This is a genomic window from Terriglobia bacterium (genome assembly GCA_020072785.1).
Lineage (GTDB): Bacteria > Acidobacteriota > Terriglobia > Acidiferrales > UBA7541 > Acidiferrum.
Genome location: JAIQGG010000002.1, coordinates 614,256 through 627,493, shown reverse-complemented (window position 1 = coordinate 627,493; position 13,238 = coordinate 614,256). Strand labels below are relative to the sequence as shown.

Here is a 13,238-nt window from a genome sequence, read left to right as displayed (position 1 = left end):
CACGCCGGGTTGCGAAGGTTCTTCCAATTGGGACAAGCCGGGGATCTTTTCGGCAGGGAGGACAGGCTCCGCCGGCGGCATCCGGGGGACGAGCCCCGAGAGCGGAAAAAATCCCTGGGGAATGTGCGCTCTCAAACTCATCAATTGCGCCTCGCGTCAGGGTATGAGGTTCATCCGGTAGACAGGAACGCTGACCAGCAGGAATGCCCGGGCCTTCAATTCCTGACTAGCGCCCACCGGTGTATAGCTGGCCTCCGCCCAGACATCGCCGGCATTGTTCGTACTGCGCCGGCGCGCCGGGTTCGGCCCTTCGACCGCGGGGGTGAACAGGCCGTTCTGGTCGATGCTGCCGACAAAAAGCAGATCGTTGTCATCGTAGGAAGTAAAGGCTTCCCCCAGTTTCCAAGAAGCCTTCACCGGGCCCAGGTCCAGATCGTCGGCCGATCCGGCCACACCATCGGCCCCATTGCTGAACGCATGCGCTTCGAACTGCGCGAACTTCTTTGGATAACGCTCACCGCCCACTCGGGCCAAAATGCTCTGCGGGGAAACGCGGAGGTAATCCACGGCGTCATAGACGGCCAGCAATCCCGCGCCGGTAACCGCGCCGGCGCGCACGTCCCGTAAACCGATCTTGGCATCGGGCGAGACTTTCGCCTGAACGATGATCTTCTCCGCTGACGCTTCGCTGATTTTCTCGATTGTGATGCCATCGCCCAAGTTCAGAGCGCCGGGTTTCATGACATCCGGCAGGTTTGCGCCGTAGATCATGAGCGCCACAGTGGCTCCCCGCTTCACCGCCTGGGGGAAAACTGCCGCAAGGCGCGCTTGGCCCTCCTCGATCCGGTAGCGAACCTCCTCCGCGCCCAATTCCGTGTGTTGCAGGATAAACCACCGGCCGCGCAGGACCTTCCCATCCGCGGAGAGATGCATCACCTCGCGCGCCTTGCGCCCGTCCTGCCATTCGGAGCTGCCTCGCCAAGAATAGCCGCCAAACCACCGCCCCTTGCCGGAGCTGCTCATCCTGGTGCCGTCGGCAAACTCCACGGAGGTCTGCGTCTGCCGGCCTCCATCGGGGGTATCCGTAACACGGATGATACCGGCGTAGTCACCTTGACCCGGCTGGTGGCCGATTACCAGCCAGCGGCCCGCGCCGGGAGGAGGCTGTCCCTTTTCGCGCCGCCATTCCGGGGTCTCCAGAGGGTACTGATCGGCCAGCCAGGCCAGGGCTTCGTCGGCCGTGTGCGTCCAGTCGATTTGCCGGTGCTGGTAAACAATGGTGGGAAACATGGCCAGGAGGAAGTCCTTCAGCTTGAACCATTCCTCCCTGCTGCGCCGCTGCGCCGCTATTTTGGCGTAGCTATGGCACGTGGCGCAGGCGGCTTTCACGGCATCGTTCGGAATTTGCTCGGTCTGCTCACGGAACTCCAACGCGTAGGAGATCTTGTCCAGTTCGGAAGCAGTCAGGCCTTGATTGTCCGCAAGATACTGGACAACCTGACGGGCGTCTGCCGGCGAGATCTGCAGCTTGTGAAGCCGCACCATGCGCCTGATCGTCTCCTCCCATCCTTCCGGTGTTTTCCGGACGTAGGAGATGCGGCTCATGCGCTGCTCGGAATCAACCTGGTGACACGCGCCGCACGTATCACGAACCAACTGGCTCTTAATAGGTAAGCCCTCGGCCTGCACCGCAACGGCACAGGCGAGCAGACTCCAGAGAAGCGTGAGCAAACCAATCCCTTGCTTCCGGTTCATGAGGTTACTCCGGCTTTGAAGATTCCGAATCGTTCCGGATCACTCCGCTGCATCTTCCCGGAAGGAATCTGAAACTTAGCCATCTTGGCGGTGGAACTCATGAGATTCTCCCTGCTCTGCAAAGTGCCGCATGCGCAGCAAATAGCGCTTCGCGCGTTACCAGGTGAGCTTCAATCCGAACTGCAGTTCGCGCGGCGTGTACGCCTGCGTGGACTTGCCAAACGTGGTTTGGGTCGCCTGCAACAGGGCGACGCCCAAATCAGCATCCGGCAGAAACAGGTTTACGCGATTGAAGGCATTGAACGCTTCCGCCTTGAATTGAATCTTGCCCCGCTCGCCCATGAAGGGGACATTGAAATTCCGCACCAGGGAGAGATCCAAGGATTTGAAGTTGGGACCGCAGAATGTGTTGCGTCCCAGGGTCCCGTTCGAACCGTTCCCGTTGATACTCACCGGCGGCGTTGGAAAATCGGCAGGGGTAAAGAGACCATTCACGTAATCGTGCGGCGAACGGCATCCCACGCTATTGCCAAAGGCCGGGGTGTCCGGGCGATCGTAGGCAGATCCCTGAGGAGGGGCCTGCGCCGCTCCTCCGCCATCGGTGTTGTAATCCACGACCGAGCTGGAGACCGTAAACGGTCTTCCCGACTCGTACGAGGCGATGGCGTTGAGCTGCCAGTCGCCCAGGATGGTGTGCACGACGGATCCGTACTTGGAGAGCGGTCCGATTTCCCACACGCCATTCACGGTGATCCGGTGCCGGACGTCAAAGCTGGAACGCCCGTAGTCGAGATGCACATTCGAGGCGTCCTGCGTCCCGTTGTATCCGGTTCCCGCGCCGCTGAAGTCGCCGGCATTGGCGTCGTCCTGAATATTCAGCACTTTCCCGAAGGTATAGCTGCCCTGCAACAGGTAGCCATGGCTGAAGCGCTTCTTCAGCTGCACCGAAGCCCCGTTGTAGTTGGAGTATCCGGTGGTACTCAGGTAATAGAGATTGGCCATGGTGTTGTTGGGACGGTTGTACGGAAACCCCCCATAACCTCCGGTTACGCGATTGGGGTCGTTGCTGAAGGCGAGCCTGTGGCCCTGATTTCCAGCGTAACTCAATTCCAACATCCAGTCGTTCGCCAAACCATACTGCAGGGTGAGGTTCCACTGCTCCACGTAGGGAGTGCGGAGGTTGCGGTCAATCAACATCAACCCGCCGGACAAGCAGGAGCCCAGGAATCCGTTTGCATCGAGTCCCCCGCCAAAGCCGGCAGGCAAGACCGGCGGATACTGGAACACATTGCTGATCGTGTAATCGGGCATGGGACAGGTTACTGGGTCTGTATAATCAGCGACGCTCACCGCGAACGCGCCGTAGGGCGGCGTAAAGCGGGCCGGCTCGCTCATCAGATCGTTATGGATGCGGTCGAAGTTGATGGCCCACCCGGCGCGCACGGAAAATTTCCCCTTGCCCGTGGGGTCCCAGGCCAGGCCGAGCAGAGGACCGAAATTCTTGTAGTTGGGAGAGTACATTTCGCTCAATGGGCCGACACTGGCCCCGACGAGCTGATCCTGGATGTTATTCCCCGGTCCCAGGGTCATACCGGCTTGCTTGCCGTTGGTCTCTTTGATCACGCCAAAATATTCCCAGCGGACCCCTGCGTTGATCGTCAGGTTCTTCATTGGCTTCCAGTCGTCCTGGAAGAACCAGGCCACGTCATTGCGCCGGAAATTCCGCACGTCATTGGGGCTATTGACGATGCTGGTTCCGGCCACCGGATCAATTTGGACCAGGTAGGCAAGGGGAGAGTCATTCACCAGGTCGGGAAGCCCCAGAAAGACGAAAACACCGCGGCCGGCCGCATCGAAAGTGCCGTTTTCCCGATCGTTGTTAAATTCCACTCCCATTTTCAATCCGTGGTTTCCGCGCGTGGCGAAGAGGTTGTCTTTGAAGTTGATTTCATTGTTCCGGAAGCTGATCGGCAAAAAGAAGTCCGAGCCAAAGCCCAGCGTGAAGTCCAGCATCACCATGTTGGGGACTGTTTCGGGATAGGCGCTAGTGGTGGCTTGATTTCGCAGGTAACCAAAACGGAAATCGTTCACCATGCTCTGGCCGAACATGTGCGTGTAACCTACCGCCAGGTTGCGGACAGTGCCGTCCGCCGGGCGCCGAAAGCCGCGCATCTGCCGCCCCAGCCCGCCGATGGTGGTGAGTTCACCCGCACCGCTGGTCCGGGGGTAGAAGTCCGCCCAGCGGACAAACACTTTGTCCTTGATCCCGAAGTTGTGATCGACACGGATGATGTATTCGTCATTGGTGGTGTAATTGACAGCCTGGCCCACGCCAGTCCCAAGATCGGGAAGGCCACCGCCCTGGATGTCCAAGCTTACGCCGGTGCCCGGAAGAATAGTGGAGGGCCCAGGAAAATTTGTGAACAGATAGTTGGCGACGCTATTCGGAGCGTTCTCAGCCACCCATTGGCGCAACTGCGGGGTTTCCACCTGCACATCGCGGGTCGTGCCACGTTTTTCGCGAAAGCTTTCATACGCCATGAACCAGAATGTTTTATCTTTCTGAATGGGCCCGCCCAGGGTGAATCCAAACTGGTTCTGGATCAGCGCCGAGGGGTTCTCTGCGTCAAAAAAGTTTTTCGCGTTCAGGGCGGCATTGCGGTGGAATTCCCACGCCGAACCGTGGATCAAATTGGTTCCCGACTTGGTGGCCACGTTGATATCGGCGCCAAAATTGCGCCCGAACTCGCGGGCGAAATCGTTGGTGGAAACCTGAAACTCCTGCACCGCATCCAGGATGGGGGCAATCGCCGGCACCCCTCCGAGGCCATTGTCATTGTTGGGCGCGCCGTCCAGCATGAAATTGGTCGCCCGGATGCTCTTCCCGTAGGTGACGAAGCTCATGTCGTAGGAGGAGTTGCTGTAGTAGGTCGGCACCTGAACGTGCGTCGGGGTCGTCCCCGGCTCCATCACCGGCAACTGGTAGATGTTGCGGCGCATCAGCGGAAGCTCTTCCACCTGCTTCTGTTCGACGATATCCGTCGTGCCGGCGTCCTCCGTATTCACCAAAATCGCGCCCCCGGTCACCTCCACCGTCTCCGCCACGGTACCGACCTGCAGGGTCACATCGACTCGCGAAGTCTCCCCCACGTGCAATGTGACGCCGGACGTGATCACATTCTTGAAACCAGCCTTACCCACGCGCAGTTCATAGACCGCGGGCGGGAGATTGGGAATGCGATACATTCCGTCGGCATTCGTGGTGTCGGAACGGCTTTCGTTAGTCGCCGTATTGCGAGCGCTCACGGTGGCGCCAGCAACCGGCGCCCCGCTCGTATCTTGCACCGTCCCCACTAGCGTGGAGTTGGTCAACTGCCCGTGGCATACATCGCCCCAGAACAAAATCACAGCCAGTGCAGCAATTACACAGGTGAAGCTCCGACGATTACACGAAGGCATGAGTTCCTCCTCTGGCAAGCATTCCCGGGTATGGAAAGTTTCAGGCGCACATGAATTGCGGAGAGATGGGGTTTGACGAGCGCGGATCGAGGGCCACGGGTGTCAACCAGGCCGTTGGCTTGCGGCGGTGCAACCACTCCACGCCCCCCATGTCCGAAGCAGCCGGCGAGGGCGGAGCTTCGGTCTGACGTTGCATTTGGTACACGCTTCTCGGTTGGAGCGTAATGCTATGGAAAGCGCCTAAACATGTCAAGAGGCATCTTAGGCTTAATTTTATTGCTGATTTTCCTTTCCCTGAAACAGGGAGGATGTATCATGGGTGCGCTTTTCTCGTAGCGTGCATTGCGTAATGAACACGACCTCGTCCGTGACATCATACAAAGCACACCGGGCTATTTTCGAAGTCTATTTCGACTACGTGCAACATTACGGCGGCTCCATCTACATCGCCAGCTTGCTCCAGCTGACCTCCGAGCTGGGCCTGCCCGTAAGTACGATTCGCAGCGCACTGTGCCGAATGACTTCCCAAGGTTGGTTCGAACGGAGCGTCGAAAACAACCGCAGTTACTACGCACTGACAAGAATGGGGCGTGAGCGACTCGAGGAGGCGCGTCCCAGAATCTTTGCTCATCACAGCAGCCGGTGGGACGGGCAGTGGACGATTCTGACCTACTCCCTGCCGGAGAGGCTGCGCCATCACCGGGACCGCCTTCGCCATGAATTGAACTGGCTGGGCTTCGGTCCTCTAAACTCGGCCACCTGGATCAGTCCAAAAGCTGTCGTCGAGGTCACCTTGCGGCACCTGGCCATCCGCAAGCTGGATGCACACGTACAGATCTTCCGCGGCCACCAAGTGAGCGGCCTGACAAATACCGCGTTGGTTAGAAGGTGCTGGGATCTGGACGCCATACAGACTCAGTACCGTCACTTCATTAATGCTTGGGAACCTCGCAGGCAGGATTACGCGGCTAAATTCCGCCGCGGCCAGCCCCCGCCAGAGAACGTCTGCTTCGCCACCCGAATCCATCTGCTGCACCAGTTCGGCGAGTTTCTGCACAACGATCCCGAGCTCCCCTCCGAACTCCTGCCCGAAGGCTGGTTAGGCGATGAAGCCTGGCACATCTTCCGTGATTGTTATCTTTTGCTCGCCGAGCGGGCGTTGCACTATTTCGAACACATCTTTGTGGGGCCGTCTCATACTCAGAAAGAGCAGCAAGAGGGGCGCCAAAGGGTGCTACAAGGATTTTACGAGGCGGTATAGCCGGAGAGATCGGCTTGTCGTATCCTCCTCAGGAACTCCCCGTATTAGCCGTTCCCTTCAACTGTAGTTCCTGGATGGTCATTTCGCGCATCTTGAACTTCTGGATTTTCCCGCTCAGGGTCATCGGGAAAGAATCAACAATCTTGACGAACTTGGGAACCTTGTACGCGGCGATTTTGCCTTCGCAGAACTTCATGATCTCTTCCGCGGTCAACTTGGCCTCGGGTTCCAGTTTTACCCATGCGACGATGCGCTCTCCATACTTCGCGTCCGGCACGCCGATCACCTGCGCGTTGCTGACGCCGGGACATGTGTACAAGAACTCCTCGATTTCCCCCGGATAAATATTTTCCCCGCCCCGGATGATGACGTCCTTGGCTCGTCCGGTGATCCTGAAATATCCGTCATCGCCCAGCGTGGCGAGGTCTCCCGTATGCAGCCAGCCGTCTTCGTCAATCGCCAGCCGGGTGGCCTCGGCGTTCTTGTAATAGCCTTTCATCACCATGTATCCGCGAACACACAGCTCTCCCTGCACGCCAACCGGGACAGTCATCCCTGTCCCTACATCAATAATCTTCACTTCGGTGTGCGGCAGCGCCTGGCCCACAGTCGTAACCAGGAGTTCCACGGAAACGCCGGTGCTGGTTTGTGTGATCAGGGGAGAAGCCTCGGTGAGGCCGTAGGCAATCGTTAAGTCCCGCAAGTGCATGGACTGCACCACGCGCTTCATCACCTCGATCGGACAGGGGGAAGCGCCGACAATTCCAGTGCGCAGCATGCTCAGATCGAAGCGGCTGAACTCGGGGTGCTCCAGTTGCGCGATAAACATGGTCGGCACACCATGCACTGCCGTGCAGCGTTCCTCGGCTATTGCCCGCAGAGTTTCCAAAGCGTCGAAATGCGCGGCGGGAAGAACCATCGTCGCTCCGGACAACACGCACAGCAGGTTGCTCAGGACCATGCCGAAACAATGGTAGAAAGGGACCGGAATGCAGAGCCGGTCACGGTGTGTCAAGTTCATGCTGGCACCGGCAAAAAAAGCATTGTTGACCATATTATGGTGGGTGAGCATGGTCCCTTTGGGCATGCCGGTAGTGCCTGAGGTGTACTGGAGGCTGATGGGATCGTCGAACTCCAAGGATGCTTCGCGTTCCTGCAGCTCTCCGGCGGGTAAAGCTTTCCCCATATCGGACAGTTCTTCCCAACGATACATGCAGTTCGGGACTGGCCCCTCTCCGATCAGGATCAGATTCTTCAGGCTGGGCAGCCTGGCGGACTGCAAGCCACCGGGCCGGCTGCGAACCAATTCCGGACAGAGACGCCACAACGTCTCCAGGTAGTCGCAATCGCGAAAACTCCGGGCCAGCACGAGTGTCTGGCATTCGGAGTGCCTCAAGACATGTTCCAGTTCGAATGCACGATTGGCGGGATTGATGCTGACCAGGATCGCCCCAATCTTGGCCGCGGCAAACTGTGCCACCACCCATTCCGCACAGTTGGTGGACCAGATTCCAATCCGATCACCCTTCTGTACTCCCAGCCGCAATAGTCCTCTTGCTGCCTGTTCAACCTCGCGCAGGAGTTCCCGGTAGGTAAAGCGCTTGTTCTGGTGCCGGGCGATGAGCGCCGGATTGTCCGGGTGCGCTTGGACCGTATCGTCCAGCACCTGCCCCACACAAAGCCCCAGGAGGGGAAGCGGCCCCGTTCCGTGACAATAGCTCAAACGATTATTGGTTGAGTTTCCCACCGTCATAATTGGCTCATCCCGCACGCAGATTTATTACTTCTTTCCCCCGCGGCTTTCTTTCCAGGATGAAAACGCCGCGCATCAATGCACCGCGGCCGCTGGTATGGCGCTGAAAGCGATGCTGGCATCACCGGACAGTTTAATTGTCTTGATCAACTTCAATGTCCCGGTATCGTAGACATGGATGAAATAGGATGCACCGGAAACATAGAGTTTCTTGCCGTCCCGGCTGATATTGGTGATGTACTGGGTGCGCTCCAGATCCTGCACATTCAGGACTCTTCCTGCAGGCAAGTCCACCGCCACCAACTGGTTCATCACCCCGTAGGCCCGCTGGCGGTCCCCAGACACCACGCTCGAATAGAGCGGGATGGCCGGGCCCAGTTCTACCAGATCCAACTTGCCGGTGTTCAGATCGAGGTTTGCCAAACCAAAAAGAGTCTTCTTGAGAATCGGATCCGTCGTGTAATACGGGCAGCTCAGGACGCCGCTGCGCGCATATTCAATGAACAGCGGCAGGGTGTCGAGCGGTCCCTGGCCGGGCAGATTGCGGTTGAACAAAGGAACTGTTTCCATGATGCGGCCCTGGGCCAGATCAATGTAATAGAGATCGCGCCCCCACGCGATGAGGCGCCGTCCGTCTCTTGTCATGACCAGCGCGGCCACGCCCTGCGGCACTTCCACGATTTTCTCGCTCTTTCCCGTATGCACGTCCAGCGACCAGATCTGGGGAGGATCCACTTTGTACTCGTCCACCAGTTCGCGCACCAGTTTGACGTGCAGGTACAACCGGTCTCCCTTGCTGTTGATCGCTACTCCATAAATCGTCAGCCGGTAACCTGGAGGCGCGAGGTTGAAAACCCGCTCCACTTTGCGAGTCTGCAGATCGATCACCTCCAACTGGGATCGCCCTTCTGTGGTCGTATACACAAACCTGCCATCCGGGGACGGGACAACCTCTCTCGGATTGCGCCCGCGAGTCTGGATCTCCCCGATAATTTCATCGCGGCTGCCGTCGAACAGGAGCAGGGAGCGAGGATGCATGGCGACCGCGTACAACTCCGGTCCTTGCGCTTGCGCCGGCGTCCCCGCGGAGACGAAGAAGAACGTGAGCATCACCGCCAGCAAGGCAAACACCGTTGAATAGTCTCCAGTTCCCCTTTTCATGCAGTTTCTCCAAGGTCGTAATAGCACATTTTGCCTGGGACGCACGCTGACGCTCCGCCGCGAAGGGCCTGCGCATATTGCTGCACGGCCGCTTCGGGAATCCCGCGCCGCACCTTATCTACAACGGCCCGCACCAGTTTCAGGCTCATCAACTTTCGCAAGGCGGAGGCTTCGCGTCCGACAATCTTGAGAGAGGAGATACCGGCACGCTGAAAGAAGGGAATCGCACATAGCCCGCAGGGCCCGGGGAGTCCTGCTGCCTGGGTGGCATCGGCATTGGTAAGCATATGGATTTGCTGATGAAACTCTTCGAGGAGCGCGTCGACGATTTCCTTCTCCCCGGGAAGCCAGGGGGCTCCGGAAATCTTTACCGGCCGAGAATCCATCCGGGCCAGGCCGGTGCAGAATGCGCCGACGGAGTGATGATGCGTGGTGAGGCAGTTCCCTTCCTCGAAAATGCATCCATCGTTCAGAATAAATGCTTCGAGCTCAACTTCCGGACCGACACTGGAGGACATTTGCCTGATTTCCCCCAAGGTCACAGAACGCGGCAGAATGACACGGCGGATACCCAAGGAGCGGAAGAAGCGGATGGCTCCCACATTCAAGGACGCAGCAATAGAGCTGAGATGCAGGGCACAGGCCAGGCTCTCTTCTGCCAAGGCCACGATTAGTGCCGGATCGGACACGATCAAAGCATCGACGCGGGCTTCTTCGACATAACGGCGGGCCAGCTCCAGGACCTGGGGCAATTGTCCCGCCGTGTAGCCCTGCGCGTTCAGAGTCACGAAGACGGGAACGGACCACGCATGGGCCTCTTCAACCACTCGCGCGAGATCGGAAAAACTGCGCAGGTTGCCACCCGCCGGGCTGCGCCGGTTCAACCAGAGGGCACCGGTGTTGCGGGCCACCCATTCCTCGGGCACCAGTCCGCAATAGAGCTCCTCGGCGCCGTTGGCCAGGAGCATCTGCGTCTCGTCAGGGGAATTCAAAGGCGCCAGGATTTTCATCATCCACTCACATGGGCAAGCCAGGTTCATACACCACACGGCTCACCCCATTTTTCTCAGCCCGTTCCAAGAAATTCTCGAGCACATCTGGCTGGGGGCAATAAAAAAACGTGTTTCCGCGCTGAAAAAACAATGTTCCATTGGTCTCCAGCGTGGTACCGGAAAACCGATGTTCCGTGAGGTACAGCCGGCACTCACGCTGGCAGGAGAGGCCGGGCTGAAATCGCCCGGCAGTCTTCAGGCGGAGCGAACCCGTCATGCATTGCCGCCCTGTCGTAACAAAACCGTAAGGAAAGTAGAAAGACACTGCAAAGGGCAGGTGGCGAAAGTCCGCATCCGGGCTGAGCACCAGGATGTCCAACTCCACGGTTCGTACTCCGTACCGGCTCATCAAGTGCTGCAGAAACGGCGTATCGAGACTGCCTGGCTGCAAAGCGGCTCGTATCCCCGCAGGTGCAGCCGGCGAATTGTACAGAGGAGTAACACGAGGATCGCGCAGAATTTTGTTCAGGAGGCGGCCGCGAACGGGGTCCAGCTTTTGAAATTCCTGATGCAGCAGCTCCAGCGCGCCCCAGTCGTTGAAGACAACTTCGATGGGGTGTTCCTGCCGGACCAGCCAGGAAAATAAAATTCGCAATTTATTCAGGCCTTCATCCGTGACCGGAGGGGTCAGAAAGGTTATGTCCACGCCCGACTTCCAGAGAGTGCGGCAAATCCGGGAAAGATGCTCCGGCGTGGGAATCAAGCTCTGGCAGAATTCGTTCCCGACATAGGCGCGCCGCGGGGAAATTCGGCCGGCCACCCGCTCCAGCAATTGGGCAACAGCTGCTGGAGACTCCAGTAGCGGAGATTCCCACGAGCGCGGGGGCCGGCCAGGGAAAAGTTCGCCCCAATCTTTCGCCCGACTGCCGTCGCCGAGGTGGATGGCCCACTCCATCGTTTCACACCCACAAGCCTGCTCAAATTTGTTACAAACTTTATGTGTACACGTGGAGGAATGCAACGATATAATTCCGAGCATTTCGTGTCAAGGAGCTTCTCTGCGGTGCCGGTACTGGAATGCTGCGAGGCACGCGGGAGCTGGAATGCCGGCTGGTGTTGCACGCGTTGAAGGAGAGTCATGGTGAAGGCGCGCAGGGCTGTTTTTGAGATCTATCTCGATTACGTCCAGCATTACGGCGGCGCCATCCACGTGCGGAGCCTGCTGCGGCTCTGCGAAGAGATGGGATTTTCTGCGGTGGCCGTACGTGCCGCCCTCTGCCGCCTGGCCCAGCAGGATTGGCTGGAGCGTTCCGTGTTTGACAAGAAGAGCTACTATGCGCTGACGCAAATGGGCCGGGACCGGGTGGAAGAAGCCGCCCCCCGGATTTTTGCTCCCCGGGCCGAGAAGTGGGATGGCCAGTGGACAATCCTGAGCTATTCGCTGCCGGAAAAGCTGCGCCAGCATCGCGAGCGGCTGCGGCGGGAATTGATCTGGCTGGGCTTTGGTTCGCTAACCCCGGCCAGCTGGATCATACCGAAACCCGCGGTGGAGCTTACCCTCAAGCATCTCGCGGAGCGGCGTCTCGATAAGTACGTCAACCTGTTTCGAGCACGACACGTCAACTCGCAGGCCGGCACGGATCTGGTCGCCAGATGCTGGGATCTGAGCGCCGTGCAGGCGTGCCACCGCGACTTCATCAGAGCGTGGAAGCCCGTGTGGCGGTCTTACCAATCGCGCTTCAACGCCGGTCACCCGCCCTCCGACAATGTGTGTTTCGCTTCCAAAATGCGGCTGCTCTATGAATATGGCAGATTCCTCTATCTGGACCCGGGACTGCCTTCGGAACTTCTGCCCGAAGGCTGGCTGGCCAACGACGCTTGGCGGGTCTTTCGCGACTGTTACTTCCTGCTGGCCGAACGGGCTCTAGCCTTTTTCGAAGAGAATTTTCAAGGTCCACCTCACACGGAAGCGGAAAAGCGCAAGGGGCACGAGAGGGTTATGCATCGTGTGCTCGAACTGACCTAGCGCAGGCCTGCCGAGAACTTACAGGAAAGCTAAAAACCACGAGGAGTGACAGACGATGGAACTGACCACCATGCACTGCAAGATTGAAGGCGCTGTCGCGCAGCTAACCTTCAATCGTCCGGAAGTCATCAATGCCATGAACGTACCCTGGCCACAGGATTTCCTGAAGATTACGGAAGCGCTGGCCCGCGAGAAGCAAGTGCGGGTCCTGGTCATTTCCGGAACCGGACGGGGATTTTCCAGCGGGATCGACCTGAAGGTTCTCTCGCAAGGCGGGTTTCCCCTGGAGTGGTTTCGCGATGTCGAGCGCGCCCTGCGCTCCTTGGAATTGCTGGATAAGATCGTGATCAGCGCGATCCACGGTTACTGCATCGGCGGCGGCATGCAGGTGGCCCTGGCCAGCGACATCCGAATTGTTACCGAGAACACGAAGTTTGCCTTGACGGCCGTCAAGGAATGCCTCGTTCCCGGAATGGGGACCTATCGCCTGGCCCGTTATATCGGCCTGGGACGAGCCAAACGCATCATCCTGTCCGGTGATTTCATTGACGCAAGAGAAGCGCATACCATGGGCCTGGTGGATTATCTGGTTCCCGACGCCGATTTCAAGCGCCGCGTGGAGGAAATCACGGAAGTCTACCTGCGGGCGGCCTCGGAAGGGCAGCGGCAGTCCAAGCGGCTCCTCGACCTGGCATTCAAACTGGACTGGGCCTCTTTTCTGGAAGAGTACATGATCAGCCAGATCGCGGCGGTATCCTCGGAAAACCACAAAGAGGCCATGCTGGCGCAACGCGAAAAAAGGGAGCCCCGCTATTAAGAGCGGTATTAAGA

General features: G+C 58.6%; 10 protein-coding genes. 3 read left to right on the top strand and 7 right to left on the bottom strand.

What is annotated here, in order from left to right; translation table 11 throughout:
• Positions 1-156 precede the first annotated feature (156 nt).
• From peaA to LAN61_05940, 3 genes are all read right to left on the bottom strand, one after another.
• Positions 157-1,755, bottom strand: a complete 1,599-nt coding sequence (gene peaA, locus LAN61_05950) for a quinohemoprotein amine dehydrogenase subunit alpha (GenBank protein MBZ5540049.1) — start codon at positions 1,753-1,755, stop codon at positions 157-159.
• A gap of 156 nt (positions 1,756-1,911) precedes the next feature.
• Complete coding sequence (locus LAN61_05945; GenBank protein MBZ5540048.1) at positions 1,912-5,214, bottom strand: TonB-dependent receptor; 3,303 nt, start codon at positions 5,212-5,214, stop codon at positions 1,912-1,914.
• A 40-nt stretch (positions 5,215-5,254) separates the two neighbouring features.
• Positions 5,255-5,410, bottom strand: coding sequence for a hypothetical protein (locus LAN61_05940; protein ID MBZ5540047.1), 156 nt, complete (start codon positions 5,408-5,410; stop codon positions 5,255-5,257).
• 153 nt (positions 5,411-5,563) lie between these two features.
• On the opposite strand from LAN61_05940, the gene LAN61_05935 reads away from it, so the two are divergent.
• Positions 5,564-6,475, top strand: coding sequence for a phenylacetic acid degradation operon negative regulatory protein PaaX (locus LAN61_05935; GenBank protein MBZ5540046.1), 912 nt, complete (start codon positions 5,564-5,566; stop codon positions 6,473-6,475).
• A gap of 28 nt (positions 6,476-6,503) precedes the next feature.
• Here LAN61_05935 and LAN61_05930 read toward each other — a convergent pair whose 3' ends face one another.
• From LAN61_05930 to LAN61_05915, 4 genes are all read right to left on the bottom strand, one after another.
• Positions 6,504-8,228 carry an AMP-binding protein gene (locus LAN61_05930; GenBank protein ID MBZ5540045.1) on the bottom strand — a complete coding sequence of 575 codons (1,725 nt, stop codon included), beginning with the start codon at positions 8,226-8,228 and terminating at the stop codon, positions 6,504-6,506.
• Positions 8,229-8,303: 75 nt separating this feature from the next.
• Positions 8,304-9,389 (bottom strand): hypothetical protein, encoded by a 1,086-nt coding sequence (locus LAN61_05925; GenBank protein MBZ5540044.1) that lies wholly within the window; start codon positions 9,387-9,389, stop codon positions 8,304-8,306.
• Positions 9,386-10,402, bottom strand: coding sequence for a U32 family peptidase (locus LAN61_05920; protein ID MBZ5540043.1), 1,017 nt, complete (start codon positions 10,400-10,402; stop codon positions 9,386-9,388). Before LAN61_05920 ends, LAN61_05925 begins: the two co-directional genes overlap by 4 nt.
• A gap of 4 nt (positions 10,403-10,406) precedes the next feature.
• A complete protein-coding gene (locus LAN61_05915) occupies positions 10,407-11,336 on the bottom strand; it encodes a hypothetical protein (protein ID MBZ5540042.1) in 930 nt (309 codons plus the stop codon).
• Between the two features lie 183 nt (positions 11,337-11,519).
• Between LAN61_05915 and LAN61_05910 the strand changes: the two genes are divergently transcribed.
• The gene (locus LAN61_05910) at positions 11,520-12,407 is read left to right on the top strand and encodes a phenylacetic acid degradation operon negative regulatory protein PaaX (protein ID MBZ5540041.1); all 888 of its coding nucleotides are present in this window, start codon (positions 11,520-11,522) and stop codon (positions 12,405-12,407) included.
• Positions 12,408-12,462: 55 nt separating this feature from the next.
• Positions 12,463-13,224, top strand: coding sequence for an enoyl-CoA hydratase/isomerase family protein (locus tag LAN61_05905; GenBank protein ID MBZ5540040.1), 762 nt, complete (start codon positions 12,463-12,465; stop codon positions 13,222-13,224).
• The last annotated feature ends 14 nt before the right edge of the window (positions 13,225-13,238 follow it).